At 41.1% G+C, this 18,964-nt stretch carries 25 protein-coding genes, 1 pseudogene and 1 other annotated feature; of the genes and pseudogenes, 21 read left to right on the forward strand and 5 right to left on the reverse strand.

Annotation, left to right across the window (positions count from 1 at the left end; genetic code table 11):
- Positions 1-5: 5 nt before the first annotated feature.
- The 6 genes from FQT28_RS03650 (at position 6) to FQT28_RS03670 (ending at position 3,478) form a co-directional block, all read left to right on the forward strand.
- The gene (locus FQT28_RS03650) at positions 6-596 is read left to right on the forward strand and encodes a hypothetical protein (protein WP_260663345.1); all 591 of its coding nucleotides are present in this window, start codon (positions 6-8) and stop codon (positions 594-596) included.
- A complete protein-coding gene (locus FQT28_RS10070) occupies positions 586-822 on the forward strand; it encodes a hypothetical protein (protein WP_260663346.1) in 237 nt (78 codons plus the stop codon). Before FQT28_RS03650 ends, FQT28_RS10070 begins: the two co-directional genes overlap by 11 nt.
- A 45-nt stretch (positions 823-867) precedes the next feature.
- Positions 868-1,185: a hypothetical protein gene (locus FQT28_RS03655; RefSeq protein WP_143989456.1), complete on the forward strand. Its 318-nt coding sequence runs from the start codon at positions 868-870 to the stop codon at positions 1,183-1,185.
- A gap of 37 nt (positions 1,186-1,222) precedes the next feature.
- A complete protein-coding gene (locus FQT28_RS03660; RefSeq protein ID WP_398575122.1) occupies positions 1,223-1,792 on the forward strand; it encodes a hypothetical protein in 570 nt (189 codons plus the stop codon).
- A 173-nt stretch (positions 1,793-1,965) separates the two neighbouring features.
- Positions 1,966-2,301, forward strand: a complete 336-nt coding sequence (locus FQT28_RS03665) for a DUF771 domain-containing protein (protein WP_007518846.1) — start codon at positions 1,966-1,968, stop codon at positions 2,299-2,301.
- 37 nt (positions 2,302-2,338) lie between these two features.
- Positions 2,339-3,478 carry a site-specific integrase gene (locus tag FQT28_RS03670; protein ID WP_185952376.1) on the forward strand — a complete coding sequence of 380 codons (1,140 nt, stop codon included), beginning with the start codon at positions 2,339-2,341 and terminating at the stop codon, positions 3,476-3,478.
- A gap of 154 nt (positions 3,479-3,632) precedes the next feature.
- On the opposite strand, the gene yidA is transcribed toward FQT28_RS03670, so the two are convergent.
- Together yidA and FQT28_RS03680 are read right to left on the reverse strand one after the other, a co-directional pair.
- A complete protein-coding gene (gene yidA / locus FQT28_RS03675; protein ID WP_084925761.1) occupies positions 3,633-4,439 on the reverse strand; it encodes a sugar-phosphatase in 807 nt (268 codons plus the stop codon).
- 9 nt (positions 4,440-4,448) lie between these two features.
- Positions 4,449-5,756 (reverse strand): HD domain-containing protein, encoded by a 1,308-nt coding sequence (locus FQT28_RS03680; RefSeq protein ID WP_143989458.1) that lies wholly within the window; start codon positions 5,754-5,756, stop codon positions 4,449-4,451.
- 70 nt (positions 5,757-5,826) lie between these two features.
- Between FQT28_RS03680 and FQT28_RS03685 the strand changes: the two genes are divergently transcribed.
- Positions 5,827-6,204 carry a YwiB family protein gene (locus tag FQT28_RS03685; RefSeq protein ID WP_143989459.1) on the forward strand — a complete coding sequence of 126 codons (378 nt, stop codon included), beginning with the start codon at positions 5,827-5,829 and terminating at the stop codon, positions 6,202-6,204.
- Between the two features lie 24 nt (positions 6,205-6,228).
- Here FQT28_RS03685 and FQT28_RS03690 read toward each other — a convergent pair whose 3' ends face one another.
- Positions 6,229-7,311: a DEAD/DEAH box helicase gene (locus FQT28_RS03690; RefSeq protein WP_143989460.1), complete on the reverse strand. Its 1,083-nt coding sequence runs from the start codon at positions 7,309-7,311 to the stop codon at positions 6,229-6,231.
- Positions 7,308-8,285 carry a Gfo/Idh/MocA family protein gene (locus FQT28_RS03695; RefSeq protein WP_143989461.1) on the reverse strand — a complete coding sequence of 326 codons (978 nt, stop codon included), beginning with the start codon at positions 8,283-8,285 and terminating at the stop codon, positions 7,308-7,310. The genes FQT28_RS03690 and FQT28_RS03695 overlap by 4 nt, the downstream gene beginning before the upstream one ends.
- Positions 8,286-8,440: 155 nt before the next feature.
- Here FQT28_RS03695 and FQT28_RS03700 point away from each other — a divergent pair, with 155 nt between their 5' ends.
- The 4 genes from FQT28_RS03700 (at position 8,441) to rpmA (ending at position 10,329) form a co-directional block, all read left to right on the forward strand.
- Entirely contained in the window at positions 8,441-9,136 is a 696-nt protein-coding gene (locus FQT28_RS03700; protein WP_143989462.1) for a YoaK family protein, read from the forward strand.
- Positions 9,137-9,190: 54 nt separating this feature from the next.
- Positions 9,191-9,310: a sequence feature (ribosomal protein L21 leader region), on the forward strand.
- Between the two features lie 34 nt (positions 9,311-9,344).
- Positions 9,345-9,659 (forward strand): 50S ribosomal protein L21, encoded by a 315-nt coding sequence (gene rplU, locus FQT28_RS03705; RefSeq protein ID WP_000109141.1) that lies wholly within the window; start codon positions 9,345-9,347, stop codon positions 9,657-9,659.
- Between the two features lie 15 nt (positions 9,660-9,674).
- Entirely contained in the window at positions 9,675-10,019 is a 345-nt protein-coding gene (locus FQT28_RS03710) for a ribosomal-processing cysteine protease Prp (RefSeq protein ID WP_000613697.1), read from the forward strand.
- A gap of 16 nt (positions 10,020-10,035) precedes the next feature.
- Positions 10,036-10,329: a 50S ribosomal protein L27 gene (gene rpmA / locus FQT28_RS03715; RefSeq protein WP_000916509.1), complete on the forward strand. Its 294-nt coding sequence runs from the start codon at positions 10,036-10,038 to the stop codon at positions 10,327-10,329.
- A gap of 95 nt (positions 10,330-10,424) precedes the next feature.
- Here the strand turns inward: rpmA and FQT28_RS10075 are convergent.
- Positions 10,425-10,520: pseudogene (locus FQT28_RS10075) on the reverse strand (AraC family transcriptional regulator); the annotation flags it as partial.
- Between FQT28_RS10075 and FQT28_RS03720 the strand changes: the two are divergent.
- From FQT28_RS03720 to rsmI, 10 genes are all read left to right on the forward strand, one after another.
- Positions 10,513-11,421 carry a LysR family transcriptional regulator gene (locus FQT28_RS03720; RefSeq protein WP_143989463.1) on the forward strand — a complete coding sequence of 303 codons (909 nt, stop codon included), beginning with the start codon at positions 10,513-10,515 and terminating at the stop codon, positions 11,419-11,421. The pseudogene FQT28_RS10075 and the gene FQT28_RS03720 sit on opposite strands and share 8 nt — an antisense overlap.
- Positions 11,418-11,885 carry a signal peptidase II gene (gene lspA / locus FQT28_RS03725; RefSeq protein WP_143989464.1) on the forward strand — a complete coding sequence of 156 codons (468 nt, stop codon included), beginning with the start codon at positions 11,418-11,420 and terminating at the stop codon, positions 11,883-11,885. Before FQT28_RS03720 ends, lspA begins: the two co-directional genes overlap by 4 nt.
- Positions 11,869-12,768, forward strand: a complete 900-nt coding sequence (locus FQT28_RS03730; protein ID WP_143989465.1) for an RluA family pseudouridine synthase — start codon at positions 11,869-11,871, stop codon at positions 12,766-12,768. Before lspA ends, FQT28_RS03730 begins: the two co-directional genes overlap by 17 nt.
- Before the next feature lie 101 nt (positions 12,769-12,869).
- Positions 12,870-13,979, forward strand: coding sequence for a glutamate 5-kinase (gene proB, locus FQT28_RS03735; protein WP_221928126.1), 1,110 nt, complete (start codon positions 12,870-12,872; stop codon positions 13,977-13,979).
- A 9-nt stretch (positions 13,980-13,988) separates the two neighbouring features.
- Positions 13,989-15,251 (forward strand): glutamate-5-semialdehyde dehydrogenase, encoded by a 1,263-nt coding sequence (locus FQT28_RS03740; protein ID WP_143989467.1) that lies wholly within the window; start codon positions 13,989-13,991, stop codon positions 15,249-15,251.
- A 3-nt stretch (positions 15,252-15,254) separates the two neighbouring features.
- On the forward strand, positions 15,255-16,052 hold the full coding sequence (gene proC, locus FQT28_RS03745; RefSeq protein ID WP_143989468.1) for a pyrroline-5-carboxylate reductase: 798 nt from the start codon (positions 15,255-15,257) through the stop codon (positions 16,050-16,052).
- 116 nt (positions 16,053-16,168) lie between these two features.
- The gene (gene tmk / locus FQT28_RS03750) at positions 16,169-16,807 is read left to right on the forward strand and encodes a dTMP kinase (RefSeq protein WP_143989469.1); all 639 of its coding nucleotides are present in this window, start codon (positions 16,169-16,171) and stop codon (positions 16,805-16,807) included.
- Positions 16,804-17,694 (forward strand): DNA polymerase III subunit delta', encoded by an 891-nt coding sequence (locus FQT28_RS03755; protein WP_143989470.1) that lies wholly within the window; start codon positions 16,804-16,806, stop codon positions 17,692-17,694. Before tmk ends, FQT28_RS03755 begins: the two co-directional genes overlap by 4 nt.
- A gap of 36 nt (positions 17,695-17,730) precedes the next feature.
- The gene (gene yabA, locus FQT28_RS03760) at positions 17,731-18,048 is read left to right on the forward strand and encodes a DNA replication initiation control protein YabA (protein ID WP_000358227.1); all 318 of its coding nucleotides are present in this window, start codon (positions 17,731-17,733) and stop codon (positions 18,046-18,048) included.
- A 2-nt stretch (positions 18,049-18,050) separates the two neighbouring features.
- Positions 18,051-18,929, forward strand: coding sequence for a 16S rRNA (cytidine(1402)-2'-O)-methyltransferase (gene rsmI / locus FQT28_RS03765; protein ID WP_143989471.1), 879 nt, complete (start codon positions 18,051-18,053; stop codon positions 18,927-18,929).
- Positions 18,930-18,964: the final 35 nt, after the last annotated feature.

Below are 18,964 nucleotides of genomic sequence, written 5' to 3' on the forward strand. Positions count from 1 at the left end.
ATAATATGAAAGAGTTTTTTAGAATTTTGAAGGAATCTGATAAATTGGGATATAAACTATCTACGATTTGTGGAGTAAATTGGCTGGTTGGTCAGTTGTTTAGGTGGCAATCTTTAGTGTTTGAAATGATAGCGTGTGCCATTTTGATTAAAAAAATATCAGCAATACTTGAGATTAGTCCAAATTATTTAGGATTTTTAATGATTATTTTTATCCTATCTGTTCCTTTTTCAAAGTTGCGTTTTGGTGTTGATAGATTCATTTATTCATTTTTTGAAAGCATTGTGGTAGGCTTGATTTTTTCAATCGCAGTGGATTTTCCATTTCAAGAGAATGAATTTTCATTATGGATTTTAATGGTTCTTTTTAGCATTGGTATTTATCAGTTTATGAAGTGGCTTCAGACAAAATTGTTTCAGCGATATTTATTTAAGAATATCTTGAATAAGGAATATCTTGGTATTAAGAAGGCGACTGATCCTTTTCCTCCTGAAATCAATTTTTATGTAGATGAAGGTGAAAATGATGCAAACCAGCGAATGGTTATGATCAATAAACGTGCAGTAAAAGAGGCTTATCAAGGGATTGTGGAATAATGTTGAAAGTTTTACAGGTCTTTCTCATTATAGATTAGCTTGGAATGGTTTTGAAGCTCCTTTGAAAAAGAAATTTTCAGATGTAGATAAATTGTATCATTTAGTGTTTAGTGTATATCCTTTTGGAAAAGAATTAGATTTTTATTTCAAATTAATTCGATTAGATTTAAGTCGAAGAAAGGCTTTTACAGTGGAAGGTGTTACTGTAAAAGTGGTAAATAATTAAGGTAGGGGAAACCCTGCCTTTTTTTGCTGTTTTAAGGAGTAGAAAATGGATCAAGTAGAATTGTTGAAAATGTATGCTGTAAGATTAGCTCAGAGATTAGGAGATAATCAAAAGTATTTGGAATTTACAGCTAGTCGTGATACTGGTCATGGGATTGAAACTATGACGGCTGAGGTTAGTGAATACAGTAAGATTGTCAGGGTTATTTATTCTTATGAAGGATGTCATGCCAATGAAAAATTACCAAAAAGAATTTATGCTAGTGTTTCTGTATTGGTTGAGGAATGTTATCCTTTTGAATTCTCTAGAGGAGTGGCTTATACTTATTTTCCTGATATAGAAAATTTATTAGAACAGTTATAACATAATTGAAAATATGATAAGATAGAAAGGAGAAAAAATGATGGGAGACTATTCAATTATGGATTGGGTAACATTTGGTGGAATTTTGACAACGATAGCTTCATTGGTTGGTATTGCTATTAAGTTAGCTAGAGATAATAGTGGTCTTAAAGCTGAAATGAAGGCATTGTCAAAAGAACGTGAAATGGAACACGATAGTTTATCTAAGGAACATGATGGCTTGTCTAAAGAACATGATGTTTTATCTAAAGAGCATGCTTCTATAAAAAAAGATACAGAATATATTTCTGATGAAATGAAGTATGAAAAAATGGCTAGGGAAAATCTGTATAAAAACAGTACAAGAGCTAAAGAAATCTTGGAAACAATGGATTTGATGAAAGAAGTTGTATTGCAAAATTCAAGATTGACCGAAGAAGTTACGAGGTTGAAAGTTGAGAATCAAGAACTATCTAAGCCTAAACAAAATAATGAACTAGACAAAGTGTTACGTATTTTAGGAAGGATAGAAGGACAGTTGGCTTCACTTGAGGGTTATCGTAGTACAGAGGAAGTACAAGTAGTTTTGAAACGTGTTGAAAGTGAATTGTTGGAATTAAGTAACTAGCATAGAAAGAATGGCAAGTCAGGAATGGCTTGCTGTTTTTTTGTCGTTTTATGGAGAAAAAATGAACATAAAGAAACCAAGATAGGATATAAAATTCGTATTTTAGGTCAAAAGGTTCAACCAGGTATTCAAAATTTGTTCGGAAATTGATAGGAAAAGTAGAGGAATCATAAATGAAAGAATCAAAACAAGTATTTAATATTGAAGTTCCGATTCCATCTGATATGGTGTTGATTAGTCGGTCTGAGTATTTAGATTTAATTCAAAAAGAAGAAATTGGTCAATGGTGGACGATTGATAAAGTAGAGGATTTGTTGTCTATTAGTAAGACAAAATTAGTAAATGATATTTTATTGAATCCGACTATAAAAAGAGAAGTTGATATTGAGCAGAATGAAGAAGGTTTTGTTTTATATCCAAAAAGTAAAGGTTCACCGTATAGGTTTTTAGCTAGAAAGACAAGAGAATATTTCGATAAAAATTATCAAAAAATATCATTGATGTTATAATAGAATGGTGATGATTGCCATTCAGGAAGGAGTTATAGTGGCAAGTTACAGACAACGTGGAAAAAACAAACTGTGGGATTATCGAATCTTTGATAAACAAGGTAAAGTTATTGCGACAAATTCAGGCTTTAAAACGAAGCGTGAAGCTATGAACGAAGCACAAGAGAAGGAGAGGAAATTATTTCAGTCAAACTATACAGCACGATTTGACAGTAAAGCTACCTTATATGAGTTGTGGCAAGATTGGTATAATTTAGTGATTCTTCCGTCAGAAAAAGCGAAGGCGACGAAGGAAGGATACTATGCGAGAGGTCAGTCTATAGAGAGAATATTTTCTGCGATACCAGCAATGAGTCTTAACCATCAGGAATATCAGTCGAGATTGAATGAGTTTGGAGAAAATGTAACGAAGGATCACTTGCGAAGAATAAATGCAGATATAAGGTCAGCAATAAAATTTAGTCAGCGTAGTGGGTTGCAGATAACAGATATTACAGAAGATGTTAAAATATTTGGTTTGGAAGCTGGCAATGTTGATGATAAGTATATTCATAGTATTTCTGAATATAAAGATTTATTGTCACATTTACAGTCGAAGTTTAACTATAGAGAATCCGTGATACCATATTTATTATATTTCTTGTTTAAGACTGGATTTAGGGTAGGCGAAGCTATGGCAGTCTGTTGGTCTGATATTGATTTTGAAAATAAAACAGTTAAAACCTATAGACGATTTGTAGGTGATCGACAAGAGTTTGTACCACCGAAAACAAAAACCTCTATAAGAGAAATTCCAGTAGATGATGACTTATTGTTAGTTTTAAAATCATTGAAAGACGAACAGGAAATGATTCTGTTTGATCGAGAAGAATTGAAGAAACATGACTTAGTATTCTATGATAGAAGATATAAGATTCCGACAAATTCAGGATTGAATAAAAGTTTAAGAGTATGTTTATTAGAACTTGGAATTGGGAATCAGGAAATGACAGCAACAGCAGGAAGGCATACATACGGTTCATATCTTTTAGCTAAAGGGATTGATATTTGGGTTGTTGCAAGATTGCTGGGGCATAAAGATATACAGCAGATTATAAAAACTTATGGTCACGTATTGCAAGAGGTGATTGATAAGGAGTATGAATTGATTAGACAATTTATGCTTGATAAAGAATAAAAAAGAAAACAAAAACTTTGACCAAAAATTGACCTCAAACATACAAAAGTGTTGATTTAGTAGGCTTTTAGAGGTGGGACTTGGTTCTTGCAGGGAGCATATAAACAGTGTAAAAACCCGCTCAGCCGAGCGGTTTTCGTCTATTCTTCCCTTTTTACAGTACCCATGTACGGATGGCATGGGCAACGCCAGATTCGTCATTTGTTTTGGTGATGTATTTGGCGATTTTTTTGAGTTCTGGATTTCCATTTTCCATAACAACGGGATTTCCAACGACTTCCAGCATGGCACGGTCATTTTCTTCGTCACCGATCGCCATGGTTTCATCTTTGGTTAATCCGAGTTTTTCAGCTAGGTGAGTGATGGCTGAACCCTTGTCTACATTCTTTTTAAGGAGTTCGAGGTAGAAAGGAGCAGATTTGTTGATGGAGTAGCGTTCGTAAAATTCTGCTGGTATCTTTTCAATAGCAGCATCGAGGATTTCTGGTTCATCGATGAACATACATTTGACAATTTCCTTGCCATCCATTTCTTCAGGAGTGCGGTAAAAGATAGGCATGTTGACGAGAGTTGATTCGTGCACTGTGTATTTTCCGATATTGCGATTGGCCGTGTAGATACCGTCCTTGGTAATAGCGTGCATGTGGACACCGAGTTTGCGACTGAGAAATTCCATATCGAGATAGTCCTCATAGGCTAAAGATTCGCTGATAATCTCATGGCCAGTAGCAGTTTCTTGGACAAGGGCACCGTTGAAGGTCACGACATAGTCACCTTGGTCTCTCAACTGCAAGTCGTCCAGAAGTTTGGCAACACCTGCGATAGGGCGACCAGTTGCAATCACGACTTTGACACCGGCTTGTTTAGCGTCTTGGATGGCAGAAAAGACTTCAGGAGTAATCTCCTTTTTACTGTTAACCAGGGTACCATCGATATCGACGGCGATTAGTTTAATACTCATAAATTTCCTCTATTCGTTCTTAGTTGGGGTAAAATGATCGTTCTCAATCAAGTGTAAAAATTGCTGGGTAATGCTTGCGAAGATGCTGTTTTGGTCCAACATTTCTTTTGGGAAATAGAAACGATTATCTCCGTGGCGACTGCCAGCAAGGGATTGAACGATAGGAGACAGGCTAGAGAGTTCTGCCAGTTCTCCATTTTTTTGTAAAATCTCAATCTGTGTCCGTGGATTTTTAGATTCGGGACGATAGATATCATAAGGGAGGTCAAAGTTCTTATGAATGGCAGTGTAGTAGTCGGGATCAAAGCCAATGTCCTCAACCAATTTTCTCATGCTAGCGAGTTGGTCTTGATCTTCTTCTGAAAAAGTAATGGATTTAAAGACCTTGCGGTTGACAAAGCGTTGCGACAAGTCTGCTAGTATCTTATCAGGACTAGTCATCCAGAGCTGGAAGTAGGTATTCATCACGCCATCATCCAGAGCCAGATAGTCAGATAAGGTCACATTTTTTTCAAAAAAAGGTAGCAAATGAGGAGAAGTGCGTGCAAAGAAGTTCTTATCCTCAGGATAGAGTTCCTTGGCGCGTTTGAGGAGATTTTGTAGGAGAACTTCCATGGCTCGAGTTGCTGGGTGGAAATAAACCTGCATATACATCTGGTAGCGACTGAGAACATAGTCTTCGATGGCATGCATGCCATTGCGCTGAAAGGCGATACCATTTTCGACAGGACGAATGACTCGGAGGATGCGAGTCAGGTCAAATTCCCCATAAGAAGCTCCTGTAAAATAAGAGTCGCGCAAGAGATAGTCCATGCGGTCCGCATCAATCTGACTGGAAATGAGCTGTACGACCTGCTTGTTAGGATAGGTATGATCAATGACGCTGGCAACCTTTTTTGGAAAGTCTGGTGCCACTTGTAGCAGGACTTGGTGAATCTCTGTCTCAGGACTTTGGATGATTTCCTGAGTAATGGCCTCATGATCTGTATCAAAGAGATGTTCAAAAGTATGGGAGTAGGCACCATGCCCAAGGTCATGAAGGAGCGCAGCGGTCATGGTCAAGAGAGACTCAGCAGGATCCCATTCTTCAGGATATTTTTCTTCAAAAATCTCCGTGATACGACGAGCGATCTCATAGACCCCCAAACAGTGGGAAAAGCGGCTGTGCTCCCCACCGTGGAAGGTATAACTGGAAGTTCCCAGTTGCTTAATACGGCGCAGACGTTGAAATTCCTTTGTATTGATCAAGTCATAGATGATCTGGTTGTTTACATGGATATAGTTGTGAACTGGGTCACGGAATACTTTTTCGTTCATAAAACCATTATAGCAAAATCCTGCTCTTTTTGGTAAAATAGTAGGACAAGAGACAGAAAGAGGATTTGATGTGAAGATTCGGATGCGAAATACGATTCAGTTTAATGAACAGTTGGAAGTCATCGATCAACTCTATGACGTGGAAGTGCGTGAAAAAGGAGATTATAGCTATTTACTCTTTTATAATGAGGAAAAAGAAAAAGTGGTACTCAAATTTCATGGTGAAGAACTGGTGATGACACGTTTCTCGAGTCCCAAAACCATCATGCGTTTTCTAAAGTCTAGTGATAGTTTGGCCTATATTCCTACTCCAATGGGGATGCAGGAATTTATCATTCAAACGAATCACTACAAACTGGATGGGCAAAAGATTGAGCTAGCCTATCAACTGCAAAACCAAGAGGGACACCCCTTTGCCAGCTATCAATTAGAAATTACTTGGGGATAAGAAAAAGGTTGGCGAATGCCAACCTTATTTGATATAAAGTTCTTGATTTTTTAGAACAATTTCACGTACACTTGCGAATTTCTTGAGTTTTTTAAGTTCTTCAGGATGGGTAACGAGAGTGATAACATAGCCCTCTTTTCCCATGCGACCTGTACGTCCTGCTCGGTGGGTATAGGTTTCCATATCTCTAGGAACATCAAAGTTTACGACACATTCCAAGCTATCAATGTCGATACCACGAGCCAGAAGGTCTGTTGCAAGGAGCAGGGTTAGCTGCTTGTCCTTAAACTTTTCTAAGATGACTTTTCTAAATTTAACATTGACATCACTAGCGAGGGAGACAGCCAAGATATCCCGATACTGTAATTTTTCCTCTGCACTTCCAAGATCTGATAAGCTATTAAAGAAAACTAGTCCGCGGAAATCCTCAACATGAGCCAGCTTTCGTAGCATGTCTACTCGGTGACGTTGGTCTACCTGCATGTAGAAGTGTTGGATGTTGTCCAGTTTTTGATCAGAGAGATCAATGGTACGTGTGTTTGGTGCAATCTTTTCTTGGTCAAACTTAGTCGTCGCACTCATGTAGATGAGTTGGTGGTCACGAGGTGCGTAGTGGGTGATTTTCTCGACAAAGTGAATTTGAGAATCATCGAGCAATTGGTCAAATTCATCCAGGATGATGGTTTCCACATTCATCATCTTGATTTTTTTCAATTTAATCAACTCAAAGATACGGCCAGGAGTTCCAATTAGAATTTCTGGTCCTTTTTTTAGGCGTTCAATCTGGCGTTTTTGACTGGAACCTGATAAGAAGAGCTGAGCAGTCAAACCAATGGCTTCTGCCCATGTTTTACATACGTCAAAAATCTGTCCAGCTAGTTCCGTATTTGGTGCTAGAATCAAGAGTTGTTGGGCTTTTTTCTTTTTCAGTCTGAGAAGACTAGGTAAGAGATAAGCGAGGGTCTTACCAGTTCCTGTTGGGCTTACTCCTAGGAGGTTTTCTCCTGCAAGAATGGGCTCAAATAGTTGAGTTTGAATGGGGGTAAATTCTTGGAAACCGAATTGGTCGCTCAGTTCTTGCCATTCAGTAGGTAGTTTGGTTTTCATTTTTCTGCCTCAAATCTAATGCCAGCAGTCTGGCGCATGGTATATAGTAGGTCATGAACAGAGCTTGCATCATCCAGCCAAGTCAGGTAAAGCGTCTGGTCTGGTTGCTGGATCATGTGTGCAAATGCAGCAACTTCCTCAGTCATCGTATGGGGAGCTTGTTGGATAGGTAGCTGAACTTGATTTCCTTGGTGGTCGCTAAAAATAGCTGAGCGGACATGTTCAATCGTGTTAAGGGTCAAGGTTCCATCTGCTGTGTAAATCTCACAAGGAAGATTGGAAGTGATGTTTTTCCCAGCTTTGATATGAACTTGAAAGTCAGGGTAGAAGAGGATACCGTCTCCATTTAGGTCAATGCTATTGTCAAGCTGTTGAGCCTGATAAGTCGCGTCTTGAGCTTTTCCAAAGAGGCGAACGGCAGCGTAGAGAGGATAAATCCCCAAGTCCATAAGGGCTCCACCGGCAAAACGATCTGAAAAGACATTTGGCGTCTGCCCAGCCAACAAGTTCGGCATCTTGGAAGAATACTTGGCATAGTTGAAATCTGCGCCTAAGATTTGCTTGTCTGCTAAAAAATTCTTAATAGTAGTAAAGGCTTCCTCGTGGTAATTACGAGCTGCCTCAAAGATAAAACAGTGATTTTTCTCAGCTGTCTGTCTCAAATCCAGCCATTCTTGTGGCTGAGTGACAGCTGGCTTTTCAAGAATGACGTGCTTACCAGCAGACAAGGCAGCCTTGGCTTGAACAAAATGCAAGGAGTTTGGACTAGCGATATAGACTACATCAAAGGAAGACTTAAAGAAGTCTTCTAATTGATCAAAAAGTCGGATATTCTGGTAGCGAGAAGCAAAGGTTGCGGCAGTTTCTCGTTTTCTAGAATAGACTGCGACCAGCTGGTATTCTCCGCTAGCATGGGCTGCTTCTATGAAATGATGGCTGATAGCTCCTGTTCCGATGACACCTAATTTAAACATAAATACTCCTTTTCCGACTTCAAATCCTTCCTTCATTATAACATAGAAAAGAAGGACTATCCAACAGATGGTAAAAATTTTCAAATGGACTACGAATTTCTTGGAGAAAGTGGTACAATATTTAGATAAGTAGATGAAATGAGAAGGGGGAGAAAATGAGATTATTACCAATAAGAAAAATATCACGTCAGTCTAAGAGACTAGCGCTTTTTTTGACTTTTTGTGCAGGGTATGTCGATGCCTATACCTTTATCGTTCGAGGGAACACCCTTGTGGCTGGACAAACTGGGAATGTGGTTTTTCTTTCTGTAGGACTCATTCAACAAAATGTATCGGATGCCAGTGCCAAAGTAATGACCTTGCTAGCTTTTATGATGGGGGTCCTTTTATTAACTATTTATAAGGAAAAATTGAGAATTGTTAAAAAACCAATTTTGTCCGTAATTCCACTTGCAGTCCTGTCCCTAATTATTGGCTTTGTGCCGCAAACGGTTGAGAATATCTATCTCGTACCGCCCTTGGCCTTCTGTATGGGGCTGGTGACAACTGCTTTTGGAGAAGTGTCAGGGATTGCCTATAATAATGCTTTTATGACAGGGAATATCAAACGAACTATGTTGGCTTTTGGTGATTATTTCCGGACCAAGCATACGCCTTTCCTACGAGAGGGCTTGATTTTTGTTAGCTTACTTAGCAGTTTTGTCTTCGGAGTTATTTTTTCAGCTTATTTGACGATTTACTATCAGGAGAAGACCATTCTTGGTGTTCCTATTATGATGAGTATCTTTTACTTCAGCATGCTTTTTGCTTCTTGGAGAAAAAAAGGAAAGAAAAAGCTTAAATTTGATTGATTTTACTTGTAAGAAAAAAGAAGATATGCTATAATCGAAGAGTTGACTATGCACAATCCTGTGCAACCGCACGAACATCGTTGCTCGTCGTATACAAAATTTAAACTTTGTTATGCTTAGAGCTCTTCTTTTAAGTGGTTCGTCCCACGATGCTAGGCGAGTCTTCACAAAAATACGGGGAAACCCTAAAAATCATAGGAGGTGCATAATGAGCACATACGCAATTATCAAAACTGGCGGAAAACAAGTTAAAGTTGAAGTTGGTCAAGCAGTTTACGTTGAAAAATTGAACGTTGAAGCTGGTCAAGAAGTTACTTTTAACGAAGTCGTTCTTGTTGGTGGTGAAAACACTGTTGTCGGAACTCCACTTGTTGCTGGAGCTACTGTAGTTGGAACTGTTGAAAAACAAGGAAAACAAAAGAAAGTTGTTACTTACAAGTACAAACCTAAAAAAGGTAGCCACCGTAAACAAGGTCACCGTCAACCATACACAAAAGTTGTCATCAACGCAATCAACGCTTAATTTTAAGGAGAACACATGATACAAGCAGTCTTTGAGAGAGCCGAAGATGGCGAGCTGAGGAGTGCGGAAATTACTGGACACGCCGAGAGTGGCGAATACGGCTTAGATGTCGTGTGTGCATCGGTTTCTACGCTTGCCATTAACTTTATCAATTCCATTGAGAAATTTGCAGGCTATGAACCAATCCTAGAATTAAACGAAGATGAAGGTGGCTATCTAAAGGTTGAAATACCAGCGGATCTTCCTTCACACCAGAGAGAAATGACCCAGTTATTCTTCGAATCATTTTTCTTAGGTATGGCAAACTTATCGGAGAACTCTTCTGAGTTCGTCCAAACCAGAGTTATCACAGAAAACTAACACGGAGGAAAACATTATGTTAAAAATGACTCTTAACAACTTGCAACTTTTCGCCCACAAAAAAGGTGGAGGTTCTACATCAAACGGACGTGATTCACAAGCTAAACGTCTTGGGGCTAAAGCAGCTGACGGACAAACTGTAACAGGTGGATCAATCCTTTACCGTCAACGTGGTACACACATCTACCCAGGTGTAAACGTTGGACGTGGTGGGGACGATACTTTGTTCGCTAAAGTTGAAGGCGTAGTACGCTTTGAACGTAAAGGTCGCGATAAAAAACAAGTTTCTGTTTACCCAATCGCGAAATAATTGCTCTAAGTAGCATTAAATAAGGCTTTCCGAGTTTTCGGAGAGCCTGTTTTTTTGTTTTGGTACCCATATTGAATTTAATAAAGAATAGTTAGATTTAAACTTGCGATGGACACTTTTTTCTTTTTTGGAAAAATTTTGAAATATGGTATAATGAACAGATAGAGAAGTTGGGGGTAAAAGATGAACATTCAACAATTACGCTATGTTGTGGCCATTGCCAATAGTGGTACTTTCCGTGAAGCTGCCGAAAAGATGTATGTTAGTCAGCCGAGTCTGTCTATTTCTGTACGCGATTTGGAAAAGGAGCTGGGTTTTAAGATTTTCCGTCGGACGAGTTCGGGGACTTTCTTGACCCGTCGTGGTATGGAATTTTATGAGAAAGCGCAAGAATTGGTCAAAGGCTTTGATCTTTTTCAAAATCAGTATGCCAATCCTGAGGAAGAAAAGGATGAATTTTCCATTGCCAGCCAGCACTATGACTTCTTGCCACCAACCATTACGGCCTATTCAGAACGTTATCCTGATTATAAGAACTTTCGTATTTTTGAGTCTACCACAGTTCAAATTTTAGACGAAGTGGCCCAAGGGCATAGTGAGATTGGGATTATCTACCTCAACAATCAAAATAAAAAGGGCATCATGCAACGGATTGAAAAGCTTGGTTTAGAAGTTATTGAACTAATTCCTTTCCAGACTCACATTTATCTTCGTGAAGGACATCCCTTGGCGGAAAAAGAAGAACTGGTCATGGAGGATTTAGCGGATCTGCCAACAGTTCGGTTTACTCAGGAAAAGGATGAGTACCTTTACTATTCAGAGAACTTTGTCGACACCAGCGCGAGCTCGCAGATGTTTAATGTGACGGACCGTGCTACTTTGAATGGTATTTTGGAGCGGACGGATGCCTATGCGACTGGATCTGGATTTTTAGATAGTGACAGTGTCAATGGCATTACAGTCATTCGCCTCAAGGATAATCTAGATAACCGCATGGTCTATGTCAAACGGGAAGAAGTGGAGCTTAGTCAAGCTGGGACTCTTTTCGTTGAAGTCATGCAAGAATATTTTGATCAGAAGAGGAAATCATGAAAAAAAGAGGAATAGTGGCAGTCATTGTACTGCTTTTGATTGGGTTGGATCAGTTGGTCAAAAATTATGTTGTCCAACAGATTCCACTGGGTGAAGTGCGTTTGTGGATCCCCAATTTCGTTAGCTTGACCTATCTGCAAAATAGAGGAGCAGCCTTCTCCATGCTGCAAGATCAGCAGTGGTTATTTGCTGTCATTACACTGGTCGTCATGGCAGGTGCCATATGGTATCTACATAAGCACATGGAGGACTCTCTCTGGCTGGTCTTTGGACTGACTCTAATTATCGCGGGAGGTCTTGGCAATTTTATCGACAGAATGAGTCAAGGTTTTGTGGTGGATATGTTTCACCTAGACTTTATCAACTTTGCGATTTTCAATGTGGCTGACAGCTATTTGACAGTTGGTGTGATCGTTTTATTGATTGCAATGCTTAAAGAGGAAGTAAATGGAAATAAAAATTGAAACTGGTGGGCAACGTTTAGACAAGGCTCTGTCTGACCTGACAGAATTGTCACGCAGTCTCGCTAATGAACAAATCAAGGCTGGACAAGTCTTGGTTAATGGGCAAGCCAAGAAAGCAAAATACACTGTCCAAGAGGGGGATATCGTCACCTACCATGTGCCAGAACCAGAGGTTTTAGAGTATGTGGCTGAGGATATTCCGCTAGACATCATCTACCAAGATGAGGATGTAGCCGTCGTTAACAAGCCTCAAGGGATGGTGGTTCATCCCAGCGCAGGTCATACCAGTGGAACCTTGGTCAATGCCCTCATGTACCATATCAAGGACTTGTCAGGAATCAATGGGGTTCTCCGCCCAGGAATCGTTCACCGCATTGACAAGGACACGTCTGGTCTGCTCATGATTGCTAAAAATGATGAGGCCCACTTGGCACTTGCCCAAGAGCTCAAGGATAAGAAATCTCTACGCAAATACTGGGCGATTGTTCATGGCAATCTTTCCAATGATCGTGGTGTGATTGAAGCTCCGATTGGTCGGAGTGAAAAAGATCGTAAGAAACAGGCAGTGACTGCTAAAGGGAAGCCAGCAGTGACTCGTTTTCAAGTCTTGGAACGCTTTGGAGATTATAGTTTGCTAGAGTTGCAACTGGAAACAGGGCGTACTCACCAAATCCGTGTTCATATGGCTTATATTGGCCATCCAGTCGCTGGTGATGAAGTCTATGGTCCTCGTAAGACTTTGAAAGGACATGGACAGTTTCTCCATGCTAAGACTCTAGGATTTACCCATCCGAGAACAGGTGAAACCTTGGAATTCATAGCAGATATTCCAGAGATTTTTAAAGAAACGCTGGAAAGGTTGCGTCAAACTGAGAATAGATAAAAGAGTTGAGATGCCTTGTCTCAACCTTTTTCATTTCAAGTCTTTTCTATTTTAAAGCATTCATGTTATAATGGATAAATATGAAGAATCGGAGTGAGAATATGAAGTACAAACGAATCGTCTTTAAGGTGGGGACTTCGTCCTTGACAAATGAAGACGGGAGTTTATCAAGAAGTAAAGTAAAGGCAATTACCCAACAATTAGCTATGTTGCATGAAGCTGGACATGAGTTGATTTTGGTGTCATCTGGTGCAGTAGCGGCAGGGTTTGGAGCTTTGGGCTTTAAAAAACGTCCGACCAAGATTGCAGATAAGCAGGCTTCGGCTGCAGTAGGACAAGGTTTGCTCCTAGAAGAATACACAACCAACCTCCTCATGCGTCAAATCGTCTCTGCGCAAATCTTGCTGACACAGGATGATTTTGTAGATAAACGTCGATATAAGAATGCCCATCAGGCCTTGTCTGTATTGCTTCATCGTGGTGCCATTCCTATCATCAATGAGAACGATAGTGTCGTTATTGATGAGCTCAAGGTGGGGGACAATGATACTCTGAGTGCTCAGGTAGCGGCTATGGTGCAGGCAGATCTCTTGGTTCTCTTGACGGATGTAGACGGTCTCTATACTGGAAATCCTAACTCAGATCCAAGAGCCAAACGTCTTGAGAAAATCGAGACTATCAATCGTGAGATTATTGATATGGCTGGTGGAGCAGGTTCGTCAAACGGTACCGGGGGTATGCTGACAAAAATCAAAGCTGCAACTATTGCGACGGAGTCGGGTGTGCCAGTCTATATTTGCTCCTCCTTGAAATCAGATGCCTTGATTGAGGCAGCGGAGGAGACCAAGGATGGTTCCTTCTTTGTTGCGCAAGAGAAGGGACTTCGTACCCAGAAACAATGGCTGGCTTTCTATGCTCAAAGTCAGGGAACGATTTGGGTAGATGGTGGAGCTGCAGAGGCACTTTCAAAAAACGGGAAAAGTCTCCTTTTATCGGGTGTGGTAGAAGTGGAAGGAAACTTCTCTTACCACGATATTGTCACAGTTGCTGATAGGGAAACAGGTCAATCTCTTGGAAAGGGACGTGTCCAATTTGGTGTCTCAGCCCTAGAAGATATGCTTCGTTCCCAAAAAGCTAAGGGAGTCTTGATTCACCGTGATGACTGGATTTCCATCACTCCTGAAATCCAGCTGCTTTTTACAGAATTTTAGAGGTGAACGATGGTAAGTACACAAGAACAATTTGAACAGGTACAGGCTGTTAAGAAATCAATCAATACTGCCAGTGAAGCAGTGAAAAACCAAGCCTTGCTAGCCATGGCTGATCACTTAGTGGCTGCTACTGAGGAGATTCTAGCGGCAAATGCCCTTGATATGGCAGCAGCCAAGGGGAAAATTTCAGATGTCATGCTGGATCGTCTTTATTTGGATGCAGATCGAATCCAAGCGATGGCAAGAGGGATTCGTGAAGTAGTTGCTTTACCAGATCCTATCGGTGAAGTCCTAGAGGCAAGTCATCTTGATAATGGCTTGATTATCACCAAGAAACGGGTGGCCATGGGGGTTATTGGTATTATCTATGAAAGCCGTCCAAATGTGACTTCTGACGCGGCTGCTTTGGCTCTCAAGAGTGGGAATGCGGTCGTTCTTCGTAGCGGTAAAGATGCCTATCAAACTGCCCATGCTATTGTCACAGCCTTGAAGAAGGGCTTGGAGACAACTACCATTCATCCGGATGTGATTCAACTGGTGGAAGATACCAGTCGAGAAAGTAGCTATGCTATGATGAAGGCAAAGGGGTATCTAGATCTTCTCATTCCTCGTGGAGGGGCTGGCTTGATTAATGCCGTGGTTGAAAATGCTATCGTACCTGTTATCGAGACAGGAACTGGAATTGTCCATGTTTATGTCGATAAGGATGCAGACGAAGACAAGGCGCTGTCTATCATCAACAATGCTAAAACCAGTCGTCCTTCTGTCTGCAATGCTATGGAGGTTTTGTTGGTTCATGAAGACAAGGCAGGGGATTTCCTTCCTCGCTTGGAGCAAGTTCTGGTTACAAGTCGGAAAGAAGCTGGGCTGGAACCGATTCAATTCCGCTTGGATAGCAAAGCAAGTCAGTTTCTTTCAGGCCAAGCAGCTGAGGCCCAAGACTTTGATACCGAGTTTTTGGACTATGTCCTAGCTGTTAAGATCGTGAGAAGTTTAGAGGAAGCGGTTGAGCATATTGAAGCCCACAGTACCCATCATTCGGATGCGATTGTGACGGAAAATGCTGAAGCTGCAACTTACTTTACAGATCAAGTAGACTCAGCTGCGGTTTATGTCAATTCGTCAACGCGTTTCACTGATGGAGGCCAGTTTGGTCTTGGTTGTGAAATGGGGATTTCTACCCAGAAATTGCATGCGCGTGGGCCAATGGGCTTGAAGGAATTAACCAGCTACAAGTATGTGGTTACTGGTGACGGACAGATAAGGGAGTAAGAGATGAAGATTGGATTTATCGGTTTGGGGAATATGGGTTCTAGCTTGGCCAAGGCTGTCTTGCAGGCCAAGACGGGTGAACAGATTCTCCTTGCCAATCGTAGTCAAGCAAAAGTAGATGCTTTCATCACTAATTTCGGTGGTCAGGCTTCCAGCAATGAAGAAATTTTTGCAGAAGCAGATGTGATTTTTCTAGGAGTAAAGCCTGCTCAGTTTTCTGAACTGCTTTCTCAATACCAGACTATCCTTGAAAAGCGAGAGAGTCTTCTTTTGATTTCCATGGCAGCTGGATTGACTTTGGACAAACTAGCAAGTTTTCTGCCAAGTCAACACCGGATTATTCGCATCATGCCCAATACTCCAGTGGCTATCGGCCAAGGAGTGATTAGTTATTCCATGTCAGCAAACTGTCGTGCTGAGGACAATAGTCTCTTTTGTCAGCTTTTAGCCAAGGCTGGTCTCTTGGTTGAACTTGGGGATGGATTAATCGATGCTGCGACAGGGCTTGCTGGTTGTGGGCCTGCCTTTGTCTACCTCTTTATCGAGGCTTTGGCAGATGCAGGTGTTCAGACAGGATTGCCCCGAGAAACGGCCTTGAAAATGGTAGTCCAAACAGTAGTTGGCGCTGGACAAATGGTTCTTGAAAGCCAGCAACATCCTGGTGTCTTGAAAGACCAAGTATGTAGCCCAGGCGGTTCGACTATCGCTGGTGTAGCAAGCTTAGAAGCGCATGCTTTTAGAGGCACAGTCATGGACGCAGTTCAGCAAGCCTACAAACGAACACAAGAATTAGGTAAATAAGAGGTGGCTTTGACTGCCTCTTTTATGGTGGTTAAAATGATAAGACACAAAAAGATTGTCACAAAAACCTATTTTTTTGATAGAATAGAAGGTAGAAAAAAAGAAATGAGTTAGACATGTCAAAAGGATTTTTAGTCTCTCTTGAGGGACCAGAGGGAGCAGGAAAGACCAGTGTTTTAGAGGCTCTGCTCCCAATTTTAGAGGAAAAAGGAGTAGAGGTGCTGACGACCCGTGAGCCAGGTGGAGTCTTGATCGGGGAGAAGATTCGGGAAGTGATTTTAGACCCTAGTCATACTCAGATGGATGCTAAGACAGAGCTCCTTCTTTATATTGCCAGTCGCAGACAGCACTTGGTGGAAAAAGTTCTCCCTGCCCTTGAAGCTGGCAAGTTGGTCATTATGGATCGTTTCATCGATAGTTCTGTTGCTTATCAGGGATTTGGCCGTGGCTTGGATATTGATGCCATTGATTGGCTCAATCACTTTGTGACAGATGGCCTTAAACCAGACTTGACACTTTATTTTGATATTGAGGTGGAAGAGGGGCTGGCTCGCATTGCTGCAAATAGTGATCGCGAGGTCAATCGTTTGGATTTAGAAGGCTTAGACTTGCACAAGAAAGTTCGTCAAGGTTATCTTTCTCTTCTGGACAAAGAAGGAAATCGCATTGTCAAGATTGATGCGAGTCTTCCTTTGGAGCAAGTTGTGGAAACGACCAAGGCTGTCTTGTTTGACAGAATGGGCTTGGCTAAATGAAACAAGATCAACTAAAGGCTTGGCAGCCAGACCAGTTTGACCGCTTTGTCCGTATCCTAGAACAAGACCAGCTCAATCACGCCTATCTCTTTTCAGGTTTCTTTGGAAGCTTGGAAATGGCGCAGTTTTTGGCTAAGAGCCTCTTTTGTACGGATAAGGTAGGCGTTTTACCATGCGAGAAATGCCGAAACTGCAAGCTGATTGAACAGGAAGAATTTCCCGATGTTACTTTAATCAAGCCAGTCAATCAGGTCATAAAGACAGAACGTATTCGGGAATTGGTGGGTCAGTTTTCCCAAGCAGGGATTGAAAGTCAGCAACAGGTTTTTATTATCGAGCAGGCGGAGAAAATGCATCCCAACGCAGCCAATTCTCTGCTCAAGGTCATCGAAGAACCTCAGAGTGAAGTTTATATTTTCTTCTTGACTAGCGATGAGGAAAAGATGTTGCCGACTATCCGAAGTCGGACACAGATTTTCCACTTTAAAAAGCAGGAAGAAAAGCTCATCTTGCTCTTAGAACAAATGGGATTGGTTAAGAAAAAAGCGACTCTTTTAGCCCAGTTTTGTCAGTCACGAGCTGAAGCAGAAAAGTTGGCAAACCAGGCAAGTTTTTGGACCTTGGTGGATGAGAGCGAACGCCTGCTGACTTGGTTATTAGCTAAGAAAAAAGAGAGTTATTTGCAAGTGGCTAAATTAGCTAGTTTAGCTGATGATAAGGAAAAACAAGATCAGGTCTTGCGAATCCTCGAAGTCCTCTGTGGGCAGGATCTCTTGCAAGCCAGGATTCGACAGATTTTGCAAGATTTGCTAGAAGCTAGAAAAATGTGGCAAGCTAATGTCAGCTTTCAAAATGCCATGGAATATCTGGTCTTGAAAGAAATATAAACTCAATGAAGGATAAAGAAAGGAAAGGGCTGATTTATGGATAAAAAAGAATTATTTGATGCGCTGGATGATTTTTCCCAACAGCTATTGGTGACCTTGGCCGATGTAGAAGCCATCAAGAAAAATCTCAAGAGCCTGGTAGAGGAAAATACAGCTCTTCGTTTGGAAAATAGTAAGTTGCGCGAACGTTTAGGTGAGGTGGAAGCAGATGCTCCTGTCAAGGCCAAGCATGTTCGTGAAAGCGTCCGTAGGATCTATAAAGACGGATTTCATGTATGTAATGATTTTTATGGACAACGTCGAGAGCAGGACGAGGAATGTATGTTCTGTGACGAGTTGTTATACAGGGAGTAGGCATGCAGATTCAAAAAAGTTTTAAGGGGCAGTCTCCCTATGGCAAGCTTTACCTAGTAGCAACTCCGATTGGTAATCTAGATGACATGACCTTTCGTGCCATCCAGACCTTGAAAGAGGTGGACTGGATTGCTGCTGAGGACACGCGCAATACAGGGATTTTGCTCAAGCATTTTGACATTCCGACCAAACAGATCAGTTTTCATGAGCACAATGCCAAGGAAAAAATTCCTGATTTGATTGGTTTTCTGAAAGCGGGGCAGAGTATTGCTCAGGTTTCGGATGCGGGGCTGCCTAGCATATCGGATCCTGGTCACGATTTAGTCAAGGCAGCCATCGAGGAAGAGATTGCTGTTGTCACGGTTCCAGGTGCCTCTGCTGGGATTTCAGCCTTGATTGCTAGTGGTTTAGCGCCACAACCACATATCTTTTATGGTTTTTTACCGAGAAAATCAGGCCAGCAAAAGCAATTTTTCGACTCAAAAAAAGAGTATCCAGAAACTCAGATTTTCTACGAATCACCCCATCGTGTGGCAGATACATTAGAAAATATGCTAGAAGTCTACGGTGACCGCTCAGTAGTCTTGGTTAGAGAATTAACCAAAATCTATGAAGAATACCAAAGAGGAAAGATCTCTGAATTGCTGGAAAGCATGGCTGAAACTTCACTCAAAGGCGAGTGCCTTCTCATCGTTGAAGGTGCTAGTCAGGATGTGGAGGAAAAAGACGAGGAGGACTTGTTCTTAGAAATTCAAGCTCGTATCCAGCAAGGCATGAAGAAAAATCAAGCTATTAAGGAAGTTGCGAAACTCTACCAGTGGAATAAAAGTCAGCTCTACGCAGCCTACCACGAATGGGAAAAAAATCAAGAAAATGACTAAACAGGGAAGTTTGCCTTCTTCCCTTTTTTTGTTAT

The organism is Streptococcus oralis, from assembly GCF_901543815.1.
Classification (GTDB): Bacteria; Bacillota; Bacilli; order Lactobacillales; family Streptococcaceae; genus Streptococcus; species Streptococcus oralis_CM.